Consider the following 22973-nt stretch of genomic DNA (forward strand, 5'->3'; position numbering starts at 1 on the left):
AAAATGAAAAAATATAAATTTATTATAAAATTATCATTCATCGCAGCGCTTGCTTTACCAATATTAAATTCTTGTAATGATGATGATTTTCTTAACATGAAACCTTTAGGGGTAGCAACAGATGGCGATTTAGCAGCCGGTGGTTATGAAGAAAAAGCTTTTGGATTGTATGGAAAAATACGTACCGAAGGAGGAGTTGCTGATTGGAACAGATACTGGTTTCAAAGTATACGATCAGATGATGCAGCCAAGGGCAGTACACCAACAGATGCAGCGACATTAGGAAATGTTATGGATAAATATCAATATGCAAAAACAGAATTTGCCAGTAACTGGAATGGTCATTTTAGCTTAATATATGCCTGTAATGATTTGATTGTTGATATTGAGGCTTCGGGCTTAAAAGATCAGGGAACAATTGTAAACAGTGCCGAAGCAAAAGCAATTAGAGCATTTGCTTACTTTGATTTGCGCAGGGACTATGGTGCTGTGCCAATAATTTTAAACAAGATCATAAAACCAAGCGATGGTGTCAAAGCAAAAAACACGGTTGCCGAAATAGATGCTCAAATTATTAGTGATTTAGAATTTGCAGCTGACAACTTACCTTTAAACTGGCCAGCCTACCCAGGTAGAGCCACTAAAGGTTTTGCAAATAGTCTATTGGCAAAATTGTATTTGTATCAGGGTAATTATGCAAAGGCATTGGCAAAAAGTGAGGAAGTTATTAATTCAGGACAATACGCTCTGGTATCTTCTTATGAAACTTTATTCTCAGAAGCTGGTGATAATTCTAAAGAATCCGTTTTCGAAGTGCAGTTTTTAAGACTGCAGACTACTAATTACGCCAATAATTACTGGGAATCACAAGGAGTTCGAGGAACAAGTACTTGGGATTTAGGCTGGGGATTCAATGTACCAACAACGGATTTAGTTAATGCTTACGAAACTGGTGATCCCCGTAAAGCGACAACTATCCTATTTTCAGGGCAAAATGATGGATTTGGAAATACGCTTCCGGCCAGCCCCCCTTTGGCTCAAAAATATTGGAATAAAAAAGCTTACACTACTCCTTCTCTACGTGCCAGCTATGGCGTTAATAAGAATTTTTGGAAAAACATAAAAATAATACGATATGCCGATGTATTGTTAATAGCGGCTGAAGCAGCTAATGAACTTGGAAACCCTAAAGCGGCTTCTTATTTAGAAAAAGTTCGTGCCAGAGCAAGAGGGGGAAACAGTAGCCTTTTACCTGCCATTACAGGCGGTCAGACTACATTAAGAACAGCTATCAAACAAGAAAGAAGAATTGAGTTTGCAATGGAAGGCGAAAGATTTTACGATTTAGTGAGATGGGGTGATGCTGCATCTGTATTAGGTGGTTTAGGATACCTGGATAAAAACAAATATTATCCAATTCCTCAAACAGCAATTGATCAATCAGGCGGTGTTTTAATTCAAAATCCTAATTATTAACACTATTCAAACTAATAAAAATATATACAATGAAAATTAATAAATCACTTTTTAGAAAAGCTTTTGGAATAGCGCTTATTTCACTGGCATTTATTGGATGTCAGGAAATGGATACTCCGGCATTAGGAGACTATCCTAAGGATGCCAATGCAGTTGGCGGGCCACTAAAATTTTACGCTGCTTTTGATGGCAATACCACTAATCCTTTGATGAATGCCGTAGACAGTATTCGTGCGCAGTTCCCTACAGATAATCCATTCGCAGTAATCGATGGCCCTGCAAGTAAAGCAACCCAGGGCACAGCAGGAAAATTTGTTTCATTTGCTAAACCTAATGATTTTGCTACGACGGCAGGCAGTTTTACTATTGCATTTTGGGAAAAACATAATGGTGCTTCAAGTGGTGCTGAATTTGCATTTAGTCTGAAATCTTCTAACGGACATTGGTCCGGAGGTGCTATGTTTTTATTAATGGAAGGCTCTCCTGGTGCCACTGCCGTGAAATTTGTAATTGTAGATAAATATATGGCAGACACCTGGCTCACCTGGGAAGGCTCTTCTGCTGTTTCGGGACTTTTTGATAATGCCTGGCATCACTGTGCTTTTGTTTATAATGCAAACACTTCCAGTCTTACCTTCTATAAAGATGGTATTTCGGTGAGCACAAGAACCTGGGGTGCTCATGGTGCTATCAATTTAGACGATTCAAAAATTACGTCTTTGCGTATCGGAGGTGCATGTGGCACAGACAGCTGGATGTCTTCATGGCTTGGTGGATTAGACCAGTTCAGAATGTATTCTACTGCTTTGACTGCTGCTGAAGTAACCACTTTATACAGCAAAAAGAAATAATACAAATAAGCTTGCCATGATGGTTTCTATGGCAAGCTGTTTTATAAGACTATAAATGAGTTTTTTCAATACTACCTATTTCTTGTTTTTGCCCCAAACAAAATTGGTACTAATTATAAAAAAATTTAAACATGACAAAATTATCTGCTTTATTAATACTTTTTTGTTTTTGGGGATGTAGTTCCGATTCAGAAAAGGAAACGGTTACTCCTCCTCCCGTTGTAACTCCTCCCATAGTAACTCCTCCGGTAGTAAAATTATCTGATGAGGAACTTATGGATCTGGTGCAAAAACAAACCTTTGCTTATTTCTGGGATTATGCCCAAACCAATTCCGGAATGGCTAGAGAGCGATACCATCCTCAAAATCCTGCTTTTGATCAAAATACAGTTACAACAGGCGGTTCAGGTTTTGGGTTGATGGCTATAGTGTCAGCCATGTCCCGAGGGTATATTACCCGAGATCAGGGTACAGAACGATTAAAAAAAATGGCAAATTTCCTTTCTACTGCTGACCGCTTTCATGGAGCATGGTCGCATTGGATAGATGGAAATACAGGTCATGTTATTCCTTTTGGAACTATGGATAATGGAGGTGATTTAGTAGAAACTTCTTTTTTGGCTGCAGGAATGATTACTGTTCGCGAATACCTTAAAAACGGAACAACGACCGAAAAAGCCCTGGCACAAAAATACGATGATCTATGGAAAGGAGTCGATTGGCAATGGTACACAAACAATCAGAATAAATTATTTTGGCACTGGTCCCCCAACTATGAATGGCAAAAGAATTTTCCTCTCGAAGGGTACAACGAATGTTTGATTACCTATGTCATGGCTGCTGCTTCACCTTCACATCCAATTTCTCCTGCAGCGTATCATCAAGGTTGGGCCAGAAGTGGCGGTATTGTTTCGCCTAATGTAAAATACAACCTGCCTTTAATTCTAAAACATAATGGAGCTGAAGAGTATGGTGGCCCTTTGTTTTGGGCGCATTACTCCTATTTGGGTTTAGATCCTACTCAGCTATCAGATATCTATGCTAATTATTGGGATTTGAATGTAAACCATGCCAAGATCGATTACTTATATTGTGTTAGCAATCCAAAAAATTATAAAGGTTATGGGGCTAATTATTGGGGTCTAACTGCCTCTTATGCACGAAATACAGATGGTTCAATAGGTTATGACGCCCACATGCCAAGCAATGACAAAGGCGTTATTTCACCCACTGCAGCCATAAGTTCTATTGTTTATACCCCGGCAGAATCTAAAGCGCTTATACGTAATTTATATGAGAATTATAAAACCGACACCTGGGGAGTGGCAGGATTTTATGATGCCCACAGCCAACATTACCAATGGACAGCCCAACGCTATTTAGCCATTGATCAGGGACCGGAAGTAGTCATGTTAGAAAATTACCGCACCGGTTTATTATGGAATTTGTTCATGAATGCTCCCGAGGTAAAACAGGGTTTAATTACTCTCGGTTTTCATTCTGGCAAACACGGTTTTTAAAATTAATCTGAAGTGCGAATTACAGGTTTGCAGAAAGTTTTCTAATCACAAAAAGCTGCAAATAACAAAGTTGAATAACCTTATTTACTAACTAAAACCAAATAAAAATGAAAAAAACTAAAAATTATTTTAGAGGCATAGTGCTGTTTTTGTTATTAGGAAATGCCCCTTTTCTTTATTCTCAAATGATAGAAAACTATGAGGGTACGCCGATGACGATGAATATAATAAAAGGCGGCTCGAATGATCTTAGTACTTTGACTGTTGTTAATAATCCTTTTAAAACGGGAATTAATACCAGTAATAAAGTTTGCAAATTATTACGTGATAAAGACGGATTACCCTGGGAAGGTTTTTGGTCGAGCCTCACAGTAGATTTAACGGTAAATAAATATGTACACGTTAAAGTGTATAAAACCCGAATTTCGCCGGTTAAATTTAAATTAGAGGGAGGACCGAACGGACCGCTTGAAATAGCGAGTATGAGTCCGCAGACAAAAGTAAATGAATGGGAAGATCTTGTATTCGATTTCAGTAGTTTAACCGGAAATTATACTACTATTAGCCTAATGCCGGATTTTAACAATCCTGTAGGACTAAATAAGGATATCACCTTATATTTTGACGATATCCTAATCAACAATGATTCTAATCAACCGGCTTATATTACAGAACTTTTTCAAAATAGTTATAAGGTTTTTAAGGATATCCGCCAGTCAAATGGTGTTTATCTGGATGCCTTGGCGCTTAATGGAGCCGGACCTAAGCCGGCTGCCATAGCTGCAAACGGAATTGGGCTTATATCTTTATGTATATCTGGTGCTATGCACGCCAAAACTGGGGATGCCGTAAATTGGGATGCTACAGCAGCAAATCAGGTTATTGCAACCACGCAAACCTTTATTGATTTTAAAAATAATGGCAAAGTAAATGGAGCAGGAATGTTTCCACGTTATTTTAAATGGGATACCGGAGGTCCGGATGGTTCATGGTCGACCGAATATAGTACCGTTGATAATGCCATTTTTGCAATGGGATTATTTATGTGCAGGAATTATTTTTCTAGCAATGCAACAATTGTTGCCAATGTAAATACTTTACTTGGTGCTATGGATTATACCAAAGCAATATATCCAACACAAATTGCAATGGTTATGGATCAGTCAGGCGAAGTAGGTTCTGCATTTACCACCCCGTTTAACGAATATATGCTGGTATCCTGGTTAGCTAAAAATGCAAATCCATCGAATCCTGGTTATGCTAAATCCCAAACATTTTGGAATACTTACTTTGCAAATCCGGTAACGGCACCCGTAGCTCATCCTAATTACAATGGATATGTAACGCTTTCTGATGGTGGATTCACCTCCTGCTTTGTCCCGCAGTTTGCTTACTATTTTGTGAATTATTTTAAAAATGATGCCAATTATATGAGCTATTATAACAACTGGTTAAGTTCAGACAAATTATTCGCCACCAATGCAGGAGCAACTAATAGTTATGAATGGGGATGTGGAGCCGGAGAAATACCAGGAGGAGGATATTCTGCAGACAAAATAAACAATAATCCAAACAAAATTGTTTCACCGCATATTATTGCAGGATTTAGCTCTATTTATTCTAATACTAAATCAGATCTGTTATCATTATATAATAACGGAACAGGACCTGCTGTATATAGCCTGCCCAGCAATCCAACAAAAAAAGTGTTATGGAGATACATGCGAAGTAACACCACGCCGAGAGCCTCTTATATTCAGGCTGTAGACTTTTCGACTATGTTATTCGGACTAGCTTCCTTACCTGAATATCTTGGAGCGAATTGGTTTTCAGTAAACAATTCGCTTGGAAATCCGACAAATCTTAAAAAGATGGCAATTAATAAACCTGTGACCGATGTAATAAAAAAAACTATTGTATATCCCAATCCGTTTACAGATAATTTGACAATTGAATCTAGTGATCTTATCCAGAACGTTTCTATTTATAACATTATGGGACAAGAAGTTATAATGAAAACGCCGAAAACTAATTTCGTTCGACTTCAAACAAATTCTCTTCCAGGTGGTATATATATTATCAAAACAGTTACTGACAAAGAAGAAACAATCTCAAAGATTACAAAAAAGTAACCAGCAAATACTAAAACAGAATCCTAATAGGAATTGAATTAACTCTTTCCTGTTATGGAATCTGGATGGAAAAAGCCATGTTGCGCCCTGTAATAATTTATCTATTAATAAACCTGTTTCTGATATGCTAAAAATTATCCTTAGTCCGAATCCGACCTCACGTTTTCTGAATTTAAATTTTAAATCTCAAGGCAAAAAAGGCAAATTGAAAGTAATAAATACTAGTGGACAAATTATTTTAGAAAAAAATATATTCTCCCAAAACGGAATTTTCCAAGACCAGTTCGATGTATCCAGATTGAATAACGGCGTTTATATTCTGCTGGTTCAGGATGAAAAAAAAGGTGACTGCAAGAAGTTTATAAAACAATAAAACAGCAATTTATGAATTCTCAAATTCACCTTTAATATAATGCAATACAATAAATAATTTCTAACCCTAACCCTTATCGTTGTTTTCCGCTTCTGTGCTGTACATAAAGCGGTTAAATGACTTTATAAAAAATCTTATTATGAAAAAAAAATTTATTTTTATTTTAGTTCTAACTGTCATTTTAAATGTCCAAAGCCAGGCACGCAAGGTGCTCTTTATTGGAATTGACGGTTGTCGTGCCGATGTTTTAACTGCTGCCAATACGCCGGCAATTGATGATTTGCTCACCCATGCTGTTTATAGCACTGATGGTCTTTGCGCTTACAAAACCTGGAGTGGAAATGGATGGAGCACTATGCTTTCAGGAGTTTGGCATACCAAACATGGCGTTAGTGATAATACATTTTCAGGTGCGAATTTCACCAATTATCCAGATTTTATTTCAAGGATCGAAACTTTCAACTCAAGCCTGAAAACAATTTCCTGTGTACATTGGGGTCCAATTAATACTACCATTATACAAAATGCCAATATAAAAAACACTTACGCCACAGATTTAGAAGTGAAGAATGGTGCAGTACTGGCATTAACCAATGATAATCCGGATGTGCTCTTCGTAGCATTTGATGATGTCGATCATGCAGGTCATACGTATGGGTTTGCTTCCACAATCCCGCAGTACGTTTCGACTATTGAAACGACAGATTCTTATGTAGCGGCGGTAATTGCTGCAATGAAAAGCAGGCCTAATTATGCCAACGAAGACTGGCTGGTAGTGGTTACAACAGACCATGGGGGAAATTTGGCCGGGCATGGCGGAGGAACAATCGAGGAAAGAACCATTTTTAATATTTACTCTAATCCAAATTTTACAACGCAGCAGCTTAGTAAAACTGTTGTTAGTAATGCAGCAACTTTTAATGAATCTCGTTTTGTGGCGACATCTTTTGCCAAGCCAGTTAATCAAACACCATTTTCGTTTGGAACAACGCAGGATTTTACGATTGAATTTTGGGTAAAAGCCAATAATTATACGGGCGATCCGGCACTGATAAGTAACAAGAACTGGGGCGGAGGTGCCAACGCGGGATTTGTAATTTCTGCTCAAAGCGGTAAATTCTGGAAAGTAAATGTGGGCGATGGAACAGATAGAATAGATATTGAAGGCGGTAATTTACAGCCTGGCGTTTGGCATCATCTGGCAGTGAGTTTTGACAGGGATGGACTAATGACAGCTTACGAAGACGGAGCGGTAGTGGGCTATGAAAAAATGCAAAACATTAACAGTATCAACTCAGGTTTGCCTTTTGTTATTAATCAGGATGGTACCACAACCTATAGTTTAAAGTTCGATGGAAGCTACCGAGATATCAGGGTTTGGAATTCAGTAATCCCTAATGACGTTTTAGTAGAATGGGCAACAAAACCGGTAAGTTCAGGCCATCCGTTTTACAGTCAGTTATTGGCCAACTATAAGTGTGATGAGACTGCAGGGACAACTTTAACAGACTCTAGTGCAAATGGCAATAACGCTACAATCACTGGATCCGTAACAAGGCAAACCGATCAGTCTAATACTTTCGCTGTAAATGATTATGCTGCAACAACACGTGAACCGGATAATGCCGTTACTGCCTTAAACTGGATGTGCGTTCCTATTCAGCCAGCCTGGAGTTTAGACGGTAAAAATCATGTTGCACTATGTGAAACTCTGCCTCCGCCTCCGCCTGTTTATAATGTCGTCCTTTTTCCAAATCCGACTTCAAGTTTATTGAATGTAACTTTTGAGTCTCCTGATCCTAGTGCGACATTAAAAATTACGAAAGTAACTAACGGGCAACTGGTTTTACAAAAAACATTGTTTTCCACAACAGGTCTTTACCAGGATCAAATTAATGTTTCCAGTTACAAGAGAGGAATTTATGTTGTGACCATTCAGGATTCCAGAGGAAGCGAGTCAAAAAATTTCTCGAGAAATTAAAAATTAAGGTTCATTAATGCGATCCACGGATAGAAAAGTACCTGATTAGTTTTATACATCACTAAAAACTCTTTTGTACATCGCTATCGTTGGGTCTATATAATTCATTTTAAAAAAAAATTAATGTTTAAAAAATGTTTTTGCTTTATTCTAATAGCTACAGCGCTGCACTCTTGTAAAAGCACGAAACAAGAAGTAGGTGACAGGAAAATATTGAGGAGACCCAATATTATATTTATAATGGCTGATGATCACGCGGCGGAGGCTATTAGTGCCTATGGGCATCCTATTAGCAAGTTAGCTCCGACACCAAACATAGACAGAATCGCCAAAGATGGTGTAATTTTCAAAAATGCTTTTTGTAGCAACTCTATTTGTGGCCCCAGTAGAGCGGTAATTTTAACCGGAAAACACAGCCATATTAACGGTTTTAGAATGAATGGTGACCGCTTTGATAACAGTCAGCAAACCTTCCCAAAACTACTTCAAAAAGCAGGTTACAAGACAGCGATTATTGGAAAATGGCATTTACATGGGTATCCTGAAGGATTCGATTTTTGGAATATTTTAAACGATCAGGGGAATTACTACAATCCCCAGTTTATTAAAATTCAGGATACCTTAAACATTAAAAAGAAAAATAGCGCGAAAAAAACACCGCAAAACAGTAAATTATCTGATACCACGGTTATAAATGGATATGTAACAGATATAATTACAGATTATGCCATTGATTACATTAGACAAGTTAAGAATGATGAACAACCGTTTATGTTAATGGTTCATCAAAAAGCGCCTCATAGAAACTGGATGCCTGCGTTACGCCATTTAAATAAATATGATTCAGTGAAATTTCCACTTCCGGAAACTTATTTTACGTCGTATGAAGGTTCACTGGCATCACAACAGCAATTGCAAACTATTTATAAAGACATGTACGAAGGGTATGATCTTAAAATGACTGTAGCAAAAGGCAGCAATGAATTAGCAAACAATCCCTGGAAAACTGATTTTGACAGAATGACATTTGAACAGCGTGCCCTATGGGATAAAGCCTATCAGCCAAAAAATGATGCCATGCACGACGCCCATTTGTCAGGAAAAGAGCTTGCCATCTGGAAAGGACAGCGCTATTTACAGGATTATCTGGCAACAATAGCTTCGGTTGATGAAGGTGTTGGCAAAATTTTAGATTATTTAGACGCCAATAATCTTTCTGAAAACACACTTATTATTTACACCTCTGATCAGGGGTTCTATTTGGGTGAAAAAGGCTGGTTTGACAAACGATTTATGTATGAAGAGTCTTTAAGGATGCCGTTGGTTATGAAGTATCCAGCCCGAATTAAAAAGGGAACTGTAATAGCAGCACTCACTCAAAACCTCGATTTTGCTGAAACCTTTTTAGATTTCGCGCAAGTCGCTATCCCAAAAAATATGCAGGGAAAATCATTAAAAACTCTCTTAGAAGGTAAAGTATCCGATGACGATTTTAGAGAGGCTATATATTATCATTATTACGATTATCCTGCTTTTCACATGGTTAAAAAGCAATATGGAGTAAGAACAAAACGCTACAAACTGATACATATGTATGATGATATCGATCAATGGGAACTTTACGATTTAAAAACTGACCCAACCGAATTGAAGAATCTTATTGACGATGATTCCTATAATCAAATAGAGGAACATTTATTAGTAATTTTGAATTCCTTACAAAAGAAATATAAGGTATCAGACAAAGAATTTGAAAAAGCAGATAAAGAATCTATTGAACGTAGTAAGAAAAACTTTGAAAAGTTAAGAGGTACACCTGATTTTTACTAGCATTTACATATTTATCTCAGTATTCTATTAAATAAAAAACCGCAATTTCATGAAAATATGAAATTGCGGTTTTTAGTTTTCGCAGAGAGGAAGGGATTCGAACCCTCGATACAGTTACCCATATACTAGCTTTCCAGGCTAGCTCCTTAAACCACTCGGACACCTCTCTTTATTGGTCTGCAAAGAACACAAAAAAAATTGAGTTAGAAAAATTTACTTTACATACTTTTTCTAAATTCTTCTATAAAAAGTTTTACTGCCTTTTTTTGGTAGGCACCTTCAATGGTCAATATAAAGGAATCCCTTTGTGTGCCTACACCGGTGATCTGAATTGCCTTTAAATTATCCCAGCCTTTCATGGCTTTTTCCGTCACTATTGTCGCCCAATCACTATCAGCTACTAATCGCAATAAAGCATGAACGGCATTTAATTCAATCGAAACTTTAGGTTTCATGTTGTTTTTTAGAAATAATTCATCTAAAAATTCTCTTGAATTAAATCCTTTCACAGGCAAAATAAGGGCTACATCTTCGATTTTCTTAAATGCAATTTTATCTAAAACCGCTAACGGATGCAATCTTGAAACGGCCATCACCAAATTGGAAGAGAATAATGGAATTTTCTGAAAAGGATGTTTAATTTCATTAGAAGAAATCACCAAAACCAAATCTAATTCGTTATTCAATAATTTTTGTTCCAAAGGTTCTGTTGTGCCATATTCTACCACAATCTTTAAGTTCGGATAGGTTTTGGCAAATGAATTCACAACAGGTAAAACCAAAAGTCCAAAAATATAGGTTACCCCAATTCGCAATTCTCCTCCAATCATCTGATTTAAATCATCTATGGCCTGTTTTCCATTCTGAACATTTTCGATGACTTGCCTGGCGTGAATTAAAAAAACAGAACCCGCCTCTGTAAGCTGTACTTTTTTTCCGATCCTGACAAACAAAGGCATTCCGAGCTCTTCCTCGAGTTTTTTAATTTGCTGTGACAATCCGGATTGTGTTACAAAACACAATTCAGCTGCTTTTGTAAAATGTAAAACTTCAGCTGTTTTTATAAAATATTCAAGTTGATAAATCTCCATAATGATAAGTTTTACTACTTATTATCAGTAAAATTATTAATTTTTCTAATGAAATCATAATTCCGAACTTTGTAAAAAAATATAAAAGGTTATGTTTAAAGCGTTAAAATCAAAAAACTTCAAATTGTTCTTTTACGGACAATCTGTTTCGGTTATCGGAACATGGCTTCAAAAAACAGCTGTAAGTTGGATGGTTTACAGCATTACCGGTTCTGTTTTTTTATTGGGTTTAGCCACTTTTTTAAGTATGATTCCATCTTTATTTCTGGCGCCAATTGCCGGAAGTATCATTGGCCGTTACGACAGACATAAAAGCATGATCTTGCTACAATCGTTATCTATGTTTCAGGCTGGAGCTCTGGCTTTGCTGATTTACTTAAAAATATACAACATCAACTTTATTCTGGCTTTAAGTCTTTTTCAGGGAATCATCAATTCATTTGATATGACTTGCAGACAAACCATGATGATTGATATTGTCAATGACAAGGAAGATTTACCAAATGCGGTTGCTTTGAACTCAACATTAAATAATTTTGCCCGAATCGCCGGCCCGGCTTTAGCCGGAATTATTTTGCACCAGTATGGCGAAGACATTTGTTTTATTGGAAACTTTCTAAGTTATATTCCGGTTTTAATTTCATTGTTTATGATGAAAATCACACCCCACATTAAAGCAATTGACAAATTAAAAATGTGGGATGATTTTATTGAAGGATTAGATTATGTAAAAAAAGAAACAGAAATGGCTAAAATGCTCTTGATGTTAATGTGTAGTAGTTTATTCGTGATCTCTTTTAATACTTTAATGCCTGTTTTCGCCAAAGATCTTTTCAGCGGAAATGCTCAAACTTTCAGTTGGTTCGAAAGCGCCGCCGGAATTGGATCAATTTTATCAGCGATCTATTTGGCTAATCTTAAAAAAGCCGATAATATGAACAAAATCATGATTGCTGCGAGCTTATTATTAGGTTTTAGTATAATTATACTCGCGTATTCAAATAGTTTAACCGTAGCGCTTATTTGCATGGCATTAAGTGGCGTTGGAATGATGGCGCAAACCTCTGCTATAAACATTTATGTGCAGACACAAAGTACTGTTAATATGCGTTCCAGAAGTATTAGCTATTATTTAATGGCATATCAGGGAATGATTCCTGTAGGAAGCTTGATAATTGGATATGTTTCGCACATTATTGGAACTCGAAACACAGTTGCGATTCAGGGAATCATTTGTATTATTTCTGTGATTGTTTATGTTTATTATAAAAGACATAGTTCTGAAGAAGAGTTGGAAACTTGTCCGGTTCGTTATAAAGATTAAACCTTAAAAATCCCAATAAAAAAATTCCAAATTCCAACTTTGGGAAGGAAATTCCAAAACAAAAAAAATTCCAAATTCCAATTATCCGCAATCTTGTCATTTCGAGGAACGAGAAATCTCCGCAAGCAGCTCCGTTCCTATTGGTGACAATCTTTGTCGAGCTACTTGCGGAGATTTCTCGTTCCTCGAAATGACAAACTATGTGAATTCATTTTTTTGGCATAAAACTAAAATGAACTTATATTACTTATATGGTGGAAAACTTTACAGCGAAATCTCCCCGCGCAGAGCAGTTTCAAAAATAGTTTTGAAATTTTCCTGCTGAATATTATGTCCTAACAAATACATCAATTTTGTAATGGCGGCTTCTGTAGTAATATCTTTTCCTGAAATAACGCCTAGGGATTTTAATGCTGTACTGGTTTCATATTGTCCCATATTGACACTTCCTCCGGAACATTGCGTTACGTTTACAATGTGCAAACCGGACTGAATTGCTTTCTGAATTAAATTCAAAAACCATTCTTCAGTTGGAGCATTTCCTGAACCGTACGTTTCTAATACTATACCTCGCAAACCTTTGATTTCGAGAATTGAAGCCAAAACCACTTCGCTCATTCCGGGAAACATTTTTATGATGGCAACGTGATTGTCTAAGTTTTTATGGACGATCAAATTGGCATTTTCTTTTATCGGAAGAAATAAATGACGGTTTAATTTTAGGTGAACTCCAGACTCTACCAATTCAGGATAATTGGGTGCTGTAAATGCTTTAAAGTGTTCTGCATTTACTTTTGATGTTCGGTTACCGCGGTATAATTTATATTCAAAATACAAGCACACTTCAGTGATTACCGGTTTCCCATTTTCCTGAAGTGAAGCAATCTGAATTGCCGTAATCAGGTTTTCTTTTGCATCGGTACGAAGATCTCCAATTGGTAATTGAGATCCTGTAAACACTACCGGCTTTGCCAAATTCTCTAACATAAAACTCAATGCTGAAGCCGAATACGACATGGTATCTGAACCGTGTAACACGACAAATCCGTCAAAGGCGGCATACTTTTCTTCAATGATTTCGGCAATTTTCGTCCACATTTCAGGATTCATATTAGATGAATCTATTGGTGTTTCAAACGAAAACGTCTCAATCTCACAATCTAATTGTTTGATTTCAGGAATATTTTGCAATAATTTTCCAAAGTTGAACGCCTTAAGCGCACCCGTCTCAAAGTCTTTGCTCATACCGATAGTTCCTCCGGTATAAATCAAAAGTATTTTAGCTTTAGATGACATCCTGGTATTTTAATTTATTGACAACCGGGTTGGCATACATGGATAAAAATCCTTGTCTTGTAACCGGATTATCGCTTCCGATTCTCATTTCTAAACGACGCTCAAAAAGTGATTTTTCACTTTCTCTGTACAAATGAGAAAATTTATCAGTTTCGTTTAAAATATCGTAAGCAATAAAGTTTGTTGGCCATAATCGGTAACTAGATAAAATGGAGTCATCAATAACTTGTGCCAAAGCCTGAACTTGCTTGTTTGCGTTATCATTCTCTGCTACAATTTGGTCAATTTCAGTATCTAAAACATCTCCAACGGAAATATGTATTCTTTTTTTAGTTCCCATAATACCACTTAAAATGGTCATGAAATCCTCATTTTTCTCTTTAATATAAACTTCGTTCTTTGATTCTGCCATTAATTGTGGCATTTTCAAAACATCTGTCGGATCATATTCGTATGAAATTGAAACCGGAACGATTTTTAATTTCTTAAAATAATCCATCAAATTCGATTCATCAGAACCCATTCCAATCATTTTTAAAACTCCCGGATTAGTTTCGTCATTTCCATCTTTTGTACGTCCTTCTCTCTGTGCAATCCAAACCGAACGATTTTCGCGAAGCAATAATTGCCCCATATATTCAGCCAATAATTTAGAGCTCTGCAACATTTCTCTTGGAGTTAAACCTCTTAAAACCAAAAAGTTTCTATTCAGTTTTGCCAAAGTACTCAAGAATGCTTTTTTAACAAGATTATCTCCAATTGCAGAGGCTGTCATGACTAAACCGTGTTCAAATAAACAAACATTCAGCAATGTTGTATCTAAAAGAATATCTCTGTGATTAGATATAAATAAGTAAGAAGTATTTTTTTCAAGTTTCTCAAATCCTGAAGTTGTGAGACCTTCAGAACTTTTCTCAAGAACCTTTTGTATTGTATTATATATAAAGTTGCATTGAAAATCACGAATTGAATGTGTTTTTTTAAGCTGCTCTTTCCAAACCTCATCATTTACTTCCGGAAAAGTAAAGTTCATCATGGTTTTCATCATCGGATGATTCACAACATCATGAAGTGCTTCATTTATTTCTGAATCATAAAACGGTCGAATGGCATCAAATCTCTGCATTATAAATATCTGTTTTATTTATTTAGGTGGGCAAAAGAACAAAAAAAAAATTAAAGTATTGTTAGTTGATAATTAAATCCCAAAAACATCTTTTGAATTTTGCGTTGTAATTTCTGCAATTTCTTCTTCAGAAATACTATAAATATAAGATAATTTTGCTAAAATATTGGTTAAATAACTACTTTCATTTCGTTTTCCACGATATGGAATCGGCGCTAAATAAGGAGAATCAGTCTCCAAAACAATGTGTTTTAAATCGATTTGATTTAGAAACTGATCGATTTTTCCGTTTTTAAAAGTTACAACTCCTCCTATTCCTAACTTCATATTATAGGATATTGCCTGTAAAGCTTGTTCGTGAGTTCCAGTAAAACAATGAAAAATTCCAAATAAATCATCTGATTTTTCTTCTTCCAAAATTTCAAAAATTTCATCAAAAGCTTCACGGCAATGAATTACGATTGGTAGCTTATATTGTTTTGCTAACTGAATTTGTCTTCTAAACGCAATTTGCTGCTCTTTCAGATGCGTTTTATCCCAATACAAATCAATTCCGATTTCCCCAACAGCATAAAACTTTCTTCTGGCCAATTCAGTTTCTACATGCTGTAATTCTTCCTCATAATTATCTTTAACGTAAGTAGGATGCAAACCCATCATCAAAAAGACATAGTCCGGATAGTTTTGCTCTAAATCATACATTGACTGTGTGGCAGCGGCATCAATGGCGGGAATAAAAAAACGTGTTACTCCGGCATTTATGGCTCTCTGCATCATTTCGTCGCGATCCTGATCAAACTCTTCAGAATATAAATGGGTATGTGTATCGGTAATTATGGGTGTTGAATTCAATGGTATAATTTTTAAGAAGCCAAAATTACGACAATATTAAAAACTTTCCCAATCTTGAGGAAATGGCACGCGGATGACACGGATTCACTTCGTGAAAACGCGGATTGAAACGGATTTTTTTATTTGAAAATGTTTTGGACGCAACCTAGCTGTTATTTCCCAGTTTCAATAAAAACCAAAGCACGATCCAAAACCTCATCTTTTCCTTCCTTAATTCCTTTGATTGTTGGTTTTACTTCAATATCCGGAACGATACCAATTCTTTGTGTTTCTCTTCCATCTGGATAATAAACCCCAATTCCTGAAAACAAGGTATGAAATCCCTTAAAATCAAACTGGCTTACATTTCCATCTGCTCCAGCTGTCTGACTTCCAATAATTGTCGTATTGCCCGCCGTCTGGAAGCACATTGCCGTCCATTCAGATTGACTGATTGATTTTTCGTTAAGCAAAACAATCACTTTTCCTTTGTAATTATCTTTGTTTTCAGAACCGCTTTTCGTTGAGCCATCCCAAATAAATTTACCAGGATAACCATAATATGGGCGGGTATAAATGGCAAATTCTTTTTCCTGCGGATTTAAAAATTGCGATATCTCTCTAAAAGTTCCGTTTGGATAATTTCTCATATCAAAAACAATTGCTTTGGAAGCTTTTAAAGCTTCAATCATTGCTGGAATATTTTTCGGTTTTATAATCCCCATATCGACATAGCCTATATTATTACCCAAAAACTTAAACTTGTCTCTCTTTTTCATGGCTCCCTTTTTAAATTCATTCCTGTGAGAATCATGATAATCAAACCAAATCATTTCTTTTGTTTCGTATTTTCCATCTTTCAAAAATTCTACTTTAACATTATCTGAGGGATTCACCAAGACAATCTTTGCTAGTTTATCTAAATAAGCAGCCTCATTTGAAGCACAGATTAAATCTCTTTTTTCTGAGATAAAATCCTTAATTGTTTTGTCATTTATTTTTGTGATTACATCGCCTACTTTTATGTTATAAGCCTCGGCCAGACTGTCGCCTAAAATTTCTGTTACCACTATTTTTTCATCAATTATTTTTCCATCAGCAGGAAAAAATCTTCTTCTTTCTCCGCTTGTAGAAGCTGAAGGATATACAAAAAACTCTGTATGGCTGTCATCCATTTTTGAAATCATCTTCTTCATTACTGTGTAAAAATCATTCTGACTTTCAGCTTTGACAACCTCAGGCAATGTTTCTGTTAAAGTTTCATCCCATTTCTGACTCATTAAATATTTAAACGGAAAAAAGTATTCGACAACATTCCAATACATAAATATCATTCGCAGTTTTGAATTTTTATCATTAAAATTGGGATCATCATAACGCTCATTTATCAAAGAAACATTCTCAACATGTTCTTTTCCTTCAACATAAAACTGTTTGCCCTGAAATCTGTTTTCTTCAATAAATTTAAGTTTCTTCGAAAGCTTTTTTGAAAACAATTTATTACTGTTAATCCATCTTAAATCAAAATTTTTATCAAAAAACCGGACATCTTTTGGTACAGTAATTGGCCCAATTTCTTTTATGGGCCCTAAATCATCAATCCAGTTTTCCAGAACTAAAGAGAACTCTGCTTTAGTTTGTGCCTTATCAATTTTTGGTAAAATATCCAAAAGCTGTTGATCCCAATTGAAATCGCCATTGGCCACTTTCGGATGATAATATTTTAAGAATCCCCAAACTTTGCAGACTGCAGAAAGTTTTTCGGTTTCGGTAATTTTGGCCTGGCCGAAGGTAATTTGTGAAAGAAGTAAGAGAAAAAGAGGGTAATTTTTTTCATTAAATTTAGATCGTTTTTGGGTTTGTTTTGGTATAAATTAAAACCGAATGTAGCTATTAAAAATCAAATTCAATTACGGTTTTACGTAAAGGCCAGAAAGAATTTAACCGCAAGGTACCAAAGAGTTTACGCTATGGAACGCAAAGAAAATTAAAAACTTTGCATCTTTGCGTAAACCCTTTGCGCACCTTGCGGTTAAAAAAAAATCGCAAAGCTCTTTAAAACTCTGCGACTTTCTGTGTATTTTTTCGTGTATCTCTGCGAAATAAATTCCTAGTCCAATGCATCTAAAAGCTCCTGAACTTCGTCATAATCCTCATAATCCTGAGAAATGGTTTGCAGGATTTGTTTGCAGCCTTCGTAATCTTTTTTCTTTAATTTTATTAAAGCCAGATTCCAAATTGACTTATCCTTATAAATAGGGCTGTTGGCTTTCAATTCGTTAAAAACAGCTTCGGCTTTTTGATAGTGACTAACTTGTAATAAAGAAATACCATAATAATACTGAACTTCCGGTGTTTTGTTTTCTTTTAAAGCTGCTTCAAAAAACGGAACGGCTTCCTTAAATTTTCTGGTATTAAAAGCTTTTTCGGCTTGTAATAAATGCACATTCGTAGTGCTTCTTTCTGTAAAATGAGCTTGTCCGGGGTGATTGTAATCATTAAAGGCCGGATTTTGATTGTAGTCAAAAAAGAACAATCCAAATAAAATAATGACAGAGGCTGCCGCTGCATAATACCACGGACGCATTAATACTACTTTTGGTTTACTGTTATTGAAATGTTTTTCTGAAATTTGAGTCAGATTTTCCTTAAACGCTTCTCTTTCGGCTTCAAATCCAAATTTGTTTTCCAATTGAAGTTGTACCCCTTTGAAAGTCTCAAATTCTGATGCAAATTCCGGATCTTCGGCTAATTGTTTTTCAAAATCAGTTTTTTCGACAGCAGTCATTTCGCTTTGAAGATATTGATCAAATAATATGTAGCGTTCTTCGTTCATGACTAATTGTTTTTTAGAGAATTAAAATTTTTAGCTTCCTGAATCCACTGCGTTAACTGACCCACGCACAACGATTTCTTTTTACGGACATAACCGTAAGTAACGTTGAGTTTTTCAGCAACTTCTTCCATCGACTTAATTGAAAAACTCAGTTTTAAAAGTTCCTGACATTTATCCCCCAATTTCTGAAACATGGTATCAAAAAGTTGTTGTTTTTCGTCAAATTCTTCTGTTTGTCCAATTAATTCAAGTGCAGATTCATTCATAGATACAACGTCTTCATTAATTGTTACCCCTTTATTGGATGTTTTTTTTAACTCATTGAGCCATTTCCTTTTGCATAATAAAAAAAAGTAGGCATCAAACGGACACGTTAATTTTAATGTATTGGCTTTCGCCTGATTAAAAAGCAAAATCATGACTTCCTGAACGATATCCTGTGCCTGTTCTTTATCGCCCGAATTATTCATGACGAAAAAAACGACTTTTGGAACGAACTTCTTATATATAGACTGAATGATTGCCGAATCATTTGCAGCAAGTCCCTCAATATACATTTGGTCAGGATGAATTTTATTTGCGCCCATAAAAAAACTTTTTGATAGCTAATTTAGAAAAAGAATCTGAAATAAATCTCATTTACAGGGGTAACAATTACAAAATCAAATTGATATAACGGTACAACAATCTTTTAAAACCATAAAAAATTAAGAGAAATGAAAACGTATCAATTTACAAATAATAAAAATCTGGATCAGTTTTACGAAATGATTTCGGCCAAAAAACGAAATGGTTTTGTAATTATTGAACATAATGAAAAGCTGCCTTATGTGGTTTTATCCAAAGAAAAAAAATCCATTAAACATTCTTTCATCTCTTTCTTACCTGTCTCACATTTGGGCTTTGGTCGATTGTTTGGCTGTATTTAATAATTACGCTTTCGCGGAAGAAAAACATATTAGTCGCTGTCGACGAAGATGGAAACCTCTTTGAAGATAAATGTCTCTCCGTATAAATTAAAAAAAATTAAAAAACAGGGGGTAACAATTTTTATCGTGAGTTGATATAACCGTATAAAACAAGCAGAAAAATAAATTTTAAAAATTAGGGTAACAATATCAAACCCGAATTGATATAAGAATATAAAATTAAAATTAACAACCAGAATCTGAAACCACTTGAAACTAATCAAGACAGATTTATAAAACTAGAAATCATGAACACAAAATTTAAAACTATCAGTCTTTTATTTTTATTAGTAATCACTTTAGTAAGTTGTGATACCAACAGTGACGGCGATGACATTATTATTTCGCCACCAACTTCTGCAGCCTTTAAAAGCATCAACGAAAAAGGAGTTAAAAGAAACACACAAAATTTTACTATTACAGCCGGAGCCGGAGTGGTAACCTTTACTTCTGCAAAAGGAGTAAAAGTAAACATCAACGGAAACTGTCTGACTAAAAACGGAAATCCGGTAACAGGAACTGTCGATATCGAATATATCGAACTTTTTGACAAAGGAAACATGTTGGTGACCAACAAACCAACAATGGGAATTATGCCTGACGGAAAGAAAAACCTGTTAATTTCAGGAGGAGAAATCTTCATCAAAGCAAAACAGGGCGGCGTTGAACTTCAAAACTCTTGTTCTATGAATATGATGATTCCGACTGATTTAACAGATGGTTTAGACAATGCCATGACCTTATGGGCTGGTGTAATCGACGATAAAGGAGAACTAGCCTGGAGAGAAGCTAAAGATGCTAATGGCGGAAAAGGTGGTGTTCAGGGTGAAGGCGCCAACTATTATGTAACTTTTGGAAACTTTGGCTGGACAAATGTGGATCGTTTCTACAGCGATCCAAGACCTAAAACAACCCTTCTTGTTGATGCTCCTGATGGTTATGACAATAATAATAGCGCTGTTTATCTATCTTATGATGGAGAAGGAACAAACGCATTGGCTAAATTAGATACCTATACTACGGCTGGATTATTCAGCGAACACTACGGTCAAATCCCAATTGGTTTAAAATGTCATGTGATTTTTGTGACCGAGGACAATGGCAATTGGCGTTATGCAATAAAAGCCGTAACCGTTGCAGCCAACGATGTTTACACCTTTACACTTGCAGAAACTGTTATTGGGACAGAAGCGCAACTGGTGGCCGCAATCAATGCTATTCAGTAACTTACAAAATACTTTTTAAGAAAAAGTGGTGATTTGCTCATCACTTTTTTTTACATTTAAACCTGTTTTGAAATTAATTCAGATGATTTTAAAGCTAAAAAACCTCTAGTTATGAAATTACTAACGTCTATTTTCTTTATTCTATTCTCTATTCTCGCAATAGGACAAACCAAAGTAAAAGACACCATAACCCGAAGAGCCACTATTGGTTTTATTCAAAATGGAAATGCCGTTACTTATAAACCGGAAACTCCACCTTTGATTCCGATTGCGGGTGCGCCAAAACCAAGTTATTCGTATTTATGGGAACTCGGTGACGGCCATTACAGCAAAGAAGCCGAGCCTAAACACGTCTATAAAAACAAAGGAACGTATACCACAAGACTTGCCGTAACCAACAATTACGATAACGGAAAACCACCTGCAACGCGACCTAAAAAAGTTGCGATAAACGATATTACTGATACCAATTATAAAGACATCGCTTCCATAGAAGATCAAAATGGATTTGCGATAATCAAAAACTGCGACCCCATTCCGGAACAGGAAATGGTAGTCGTAGTAGGTTATCAAAACTTGGAGAATTATGTTGCGAGCGGGAAACTGTATTTGTTTTATAATGAGAAGCAATTCAAAAATAACAATTTCGAATTGGTCGATTTTAGAACGTATGCCAACGAACGCGAAGTAAAGGAAAATGCTGTTGCGTCGGTTGATGACCTGGACGATTCTAAAAATTATCTGGCTTCCGCCGAAAATACAATAAAACTCAAAAAATATCGGAATACAACGACAGAAGAAGATTTGGATGCTTCCTTATTAGAAGCAAATAAATTATATCATAATGTCAATGTTTTAGAATTTGACGGTGCTAATCCGGGAGAAACACGCAATGTTTTTTATACCTTTAAAACTACTCCGGAAATGATAAAAGATACCAGCGCTACGGTTACAATGCGCGGGATTTTTGTTCCGAATCGGAGTTATAAAAATCACAAAATAAAAAATCTGGAAATGGAAATTGTGACTTCTCATGATCCAAACAAAATGGGATCTAATGGAAGTTTTATGAATTACAGATTGGTGCGTTTTAAAAGAGTGAATTTTAAAACCCGTTTTCAAAACAACGGCGAAGGACCCGCGAGAATGATTCGGCTAGAAACAGATGTTCCGGACATGTTTGATAAAAAGACTTTTCAGATTGAAGACATGTATCCTAAATGTCCGATTTGTCCAAAAGATGAAGAACCAACCGTAAGTTGTCTCGACACCATCATCAAACAAAAGCAGATTTTCTTCACTTTCAAAAACATTTATTTACCAGGAAGCGAACAAAAAAATGTACATGAAAAAGATTCTACAAAAGGTTTTGTAAAATACTCCATGAAATTTGCAGAGGACTTTCATAAAGTAAAAACCCGAAGCCGAACCGCTATTATTTTTGATAAAAACGAACCCATAATTACCAATTACGCCACTACCCGATTCTTGCCCGGAATTTCGATTGGTGCAAAAGCCGGATATAATTTGTATCCAAATCTGGAAAAATCGACGAGTTATTTTGTGGGTGCCACGATCTCGCCTTTTAAATCGTATCGTTTTTATTGGCAGGCAGAATGGGTTAATGCTTTGAATAAATATGACAGTGACGTTGATATTAAAAATGAAATAAACACAAACGCAAACGGAGTAAGACAATTGGTGCGCACCACTACTGAAACGGAAAACCAAAATGTTAATTGGGAAATTCCGCTTTTGATTCGGTACAACATTAATAATTATATCGGAATTGGTACCGGAATTCAGGCGAATATAAATGTCTCAGAAGAACAAAATCAGAATATAAAAATCGAGACTTTTGAAGGCGACAAAGAGAGTTTTTTAATTAGTACAACTACAACATCCAATACGGTAAAAAATTCATTTGCTGATTTTAAAACCGGTCTTTTATTTGATTTAACGGCTGGTTTCGCAAGAATTGGTCCGAGTCTGGGTGCACGTTATGTAATCAACTTTGAGCAGAATTTTAATTATTTTCAGTTTTATGGAATTTGGAAGTTTTAGGATTCTACCACAGAGATACACGTAGGTTTGCACAGAGATATGTATAAA

Annotated in this window: 18 protein-coding genes and 1 tRNA gene; 11 read left to right on the forward strand and 8 right to left on the reverse strand. The window is 35.8% G+C overall.

Annotated features, from left to right (window positions below):
• Window positions 1-3: 3 nt before the first annotated feature.
• The 7 genes from IHE43_RS01245 to IHE43_RS01275 all read left to right on the forward strand — a co-directional run bounded on the left by IHE43_RS01245 (window position 4) and on the right by IHE43_RS01275 (window position 10163).
• Entirely contained in the window at window positions 4-1476 is a 1473-nt protein-coding gene (locus IHE43_RS01245) for a RagB/SusD family nutrient uptake outer membrane protein (RefSeq protein WP_192186311.1), read from the forward strand.
• Between the two features lie 29 nt (window positions 1477-1505).
• On the forward strand, window positions 1506-2327 hold the full coding sequence (locus tag IHE43_RS01250) for a LamG domain-containing protein (RefSeq protein ID WP_192186312.1): 822 nt from the start codon (window positions 1506-1508) through the stop codon (window positions 2325-2327).
• Between the two features lie 131 nt (window positions 2328-2458).
• Window positions 2459-3847 (forward strand): glucoamylase family protein, encoded by a 1389-nt coding sequence (locus tag IHE43_RS01255; protein WP_192186313.1) that lies wholly within the window; start codon window positions 2459-2461, stop codon window positions 3845-3847.
• 107 nt (window positions 3848-3954) lie between these two features.
• Window positions 3955-5979 (forward strand): T9SS type A sorting domain-containing protein, encoded by a 2025-nt coding sequence (locus IHE43_RS01260; protein WP_192186314.1) that lies wholly within the window; start codon window positions 3955-3957, stop codon window positions 5977-5979.
• Window positions 5980-6103: 124 nt separating this feature from the next.
• Window positions 6104-6352, forward strand: coding sequence for a T9SS type A sorting domain-containing protein (locus IHE43_RS01265; protein ID WP_192186315.1), 249 nt, complete (start codon window positions 6104-6106; stop codon window positions 6350-6352).
• Between the two features lie 139 nt (window positions 6353-6491).
• Entirely contained in the window at window positions 6492-8333 is a 1842-nt protein-coding gene (locus tag IHE43_RS01270) for an alkaline phosphatase family protein (protein WP_192186316.1), read from the forward strand.
• A 123-nt stretch (window positions 8334-8456) separates the two neighbouring features.
• Window positions 8457-10163, forward strand: coding sequence for a sulfatase (locus IHE43_RS01275; protein WP_192186317.1), 1707 nt, complete (start codon window positions 8457-8459; stop codon window positions 10161-10163).
• Window positions 10164-10245: 82 nt separating this feature from the next.
• Here the strand turns inward: IHE43_RS01275 and IHE43_RS01280 are convergent.
• Together IHE43_RS01280 and IHE43_RS01285 are read right to left on the reverse strand one after the other, a co-directional pair.
• A tRNA-Ser gene (locus tag IHE43_RS01280) sits at window positions 10246-10332 on the reverse strand.
• 49 nt (window positions 10333-10381) lie between these two features.
• Entirely contained in the window at window positions 10382-11254 is an 873-nt protein-coding gene (locus IHE43_RS01285) for a LysR substrate-binding domain-containing protein (RefSeq protein ID WP_192186318.1), read from the reverse strand.
• A gap of 91 nt (window positions 11255-11345) precedes the next feature.
• Between IHE43_RS01285 and IHE43_RS01290 the strand changes: the two genes are divergently transcribed.
• Window positions 11346-12578 (forward strand): MFS transporter, encoded by a 1233-nt coding sequence (locus IHE43_RS01290; protein WP_192186319.1) that lies wholly within the window; start codon window positions 11346-11348, stop codon window positions 12576-12578.
• A 264-nt stretch (window positions 12579-12842) separates the two neighbouring features.
• Here IHE43_RS01290 and IHE43_RS01295 read toward each other — a convergent pair whose 3' ends face one another.
• The 6 genes from IHE43_RS01295 to IHE43_RS01320 all read right to left on the reverse strand — a co-directional run bounded on the left by IHE43_RS01295 (window position 12843) and on the right by IHE43_RS01320 (window position 19254).
• Window positions 12843-13874 (reverse strand): asparaginase, encoded by a 1032-nt coding sequence (locus IHE43_RS01295; protein ID WP_192186320.1) that lies wholly within the window; start codon window positions 13872-13874, stop codon window positions 12843-12845.
• A complete protein-coding gene (locus IHE43_RS01300) occupies window positions 13864-15000 on the reverse strand; it encodes a 1-acyl-sn-glycerol-3-phosphate acyltransferase (protein ID WP_192186321.1) in 1137 nt (378 codons plus the stop codon). Before IHE43_RS01300 ends, IHE43_RS01295 begins: the two co-directional genes overlap by 11 nt.
• Before the next feature lie 72 nt (window positions 15001-15072).
• The gene (locus IHE43_RS01305) at window positions 15073-15852 is read right to left on the reverse strand and encodes a TatD family hydrolase (protein ID WP_192186322.1); all 780 of its coding nucleotides are present in this window, start codon (window positions 15850-15852) and stop codon (window positions 15073-15075) included.
• Between the two features lie 152 nt (window positions 15853-16004).
• The gene (locus IHE43_RS01310) at window positions 16005-17537 is read right to left on the reverse strand and encodes a S41 family peptidase (protein ID WP_225585336.1); all 1533 of its coding nucleotides are present in this window, start codon (window positions 17535-17537) and stop codon (window positions 16005-16007) included.
• 404 nt (window positions 17538-17941) lie between these two features.
• Window positions 17942-18667, reverse strand: coding sequence for a tetratricopeptide repeat protein (locus tag IHE43_RS01315; protein WP_192186323.1), 726 nt, complete (start codon window positions 18665-18667; stop codon window positions 17942-17944).
• Between the two features lie 2 nt (window positions 18668-18669).
• Window positions 18670-19254, reverse strand: coding sequence for an RNA polymerase sigma factor (locus IHE43_RS01320; RefSeq protein ID WP_192186324.1), 585 nt, complete (start codon window positions 19252-19254; stop codon window positions 18670-18672).
• Between the two features lie 129 nt (window positions 19255-19383).
• On the opposite strand from IHE43_RS01320, the gene IHE43_RS01325 reads away from it, so the two are divergent.
• The 3 genes from IHE43_RS01325 to IHE43_RS01335 all read left to right on the forward strand — a co-directional run bounded on the left by IHE43_RS01325 (window position 19384) and on the right by IHE43_RS01335 (window position 22925).
• Complete coding sequence (locus IHE43_RS01325) at window positions 19384-19596, forward strand: hypothetical protein (protein WP_370526679.1); 213 nt, start codon at window positions 19384-19386, stop codon at window positions 19594-19596.
• 287 nt (window positions 19597-19883) lie between these two features.
• Window positions 19884-20861 (forward strand): hypothetical protein, encoded by a 978-nt coding sequence (locus IHE43_RS01330; protein WP_192186325.1) that lies wholly within the window; start codon window positions 19884-19886, stop codon window positions 20859-20861.
• Between the two features lie 111 nt (window positions 20862-20972).
• Complete coding sequence (locus IHE43_RS01335; protein ID WP_192186326.1) at window positions 20973-22925, forward strand: PKD domain-containing protein; 1953 nt, start codon at window positions 20973-20975, stop codon at window positions 22923-22925.
• The last annotated feature ends 48 nt before the right edge of the window (window positions 22926-22973 follow it).

Source organism: Flavobacterium sp. MDT1-60, assembly GCF_014844035.1.
Classification (GTDB): domain Bacteria; phylum Bacteroidota; class Bacteroidia; order Flavobacteriales; family Flavobacteriaceae; genus Flavobacterium.

Bases quoted from the DNA above. Each gene is read 5' to 3' on its own strand.
- IHE43_RS01245 (WP_192186311.1), top strand. From the start codon at position 4: ATGAAAAAATATAAATTTATTATAAAATTATCATTCATCGCAGCGCTT.
- IHE43_RS01300 (WP_192186321.1), bottom strand. From the start codon at position 15,000: ATGCAGAGATTTGATGCCATTCGACCGTTTTATGATTCAGAAATAAAT.
- IHE43_RS01290 (WP_192186319.1), top strand. From the start codon at position 11,346: ATGTTTAAAGCGTTAAAATCAAAAAACTTCAAATTGTTCTTTTACGGA.
- IHE43_RS01250 (WP_192186312.1), top strand. From the start codon at position 1,506: ATGAAAATTAATAAATCACTTTTTAGAAAAGCTTTTGGAATAGCGCTT.
- IHE43_RS01320 (WP_192186324.1), bottom strand. From the start codon at position 19,254: ATGGGCGCAAATAAAATTCATCCTGACCAAATGTATATTGAGGGACTT.
- IHE43_RS01285 (WP_192186318.1), bottom strand. From the start codon at position 11,254: ATGGAGATTTATCAACTTGAATATTTTATAAAAACAGCTGAAGTTTTA.
- IHE43_RS01325 (WP_370526679.1), top strand. From the start codon at position 19,384: ATGAAAACGTATCAATTTACAAATAATAAAAATCTGGATCAGTTTTAC.
- IHE43_RS01270 (WP_192186316.1), top strand. From the start codon at position 6,492: ATGAAAAAAAAATTTATTTTTATTTTAGTTCTAACTGTCATTTTAAAT.
- IHE43_RS01275 (WP_192186317.1), top strand. From the start codon at position 8,457: ATGTTTAAAAAATGTTTTTGCTTTATTCTAATAGCTACAGCGCTGCAC.
- IHE43_RS01330 (WP_192186325.1), top strand. From the start codon at position 19,884: ATGAACACAAAATTTAAAACTATCAGTCTTTTATTTTTATTAGTAATC.
- IHE43_RS01260 (WP_192186314.1), top strand. From the start codon at position 3,955: ATGAAAAAAACTAAAAATTATTTTAGAGGCATAGTGCTGTTTTTGTTA.
- IHE43_RS01265 (WP_192186315.1), top strand. From the start codon at position 6,104: ATGCTAAAAATTATCCTTAGTCCGAATCCGACCTCACGTTTTCTGAAT.
- IHE43_RS01295 (WP_192186320.1), bottom strand. From the start codon at position 13,874: ATGTCATCTAAAGCTAAAATACTTTTGATTTATACCGGAGGAACTATC.
- IHE43_RS01315 (WP_192186323.1), bottom strand. From the start codon at position 18,667: ATGAACGAAGAACGCTACATATTATTTGATCAATATCTTCAAAGCGAA.
- IHE43_RS01255 (WP_192186313.1), top strand. From the start codon at position 2,459: ATGACAAAATTATCTGCTTTATTAATACTTTTTTGTTTTTGGGGATGT.
- IHE43_RS01335 (WP_192186326.1), top strand. From the start codon at position 20,973: ATGAAATTACTAACGTCTATTTTCTTTATTCTATTCTCTATTCTCGCA.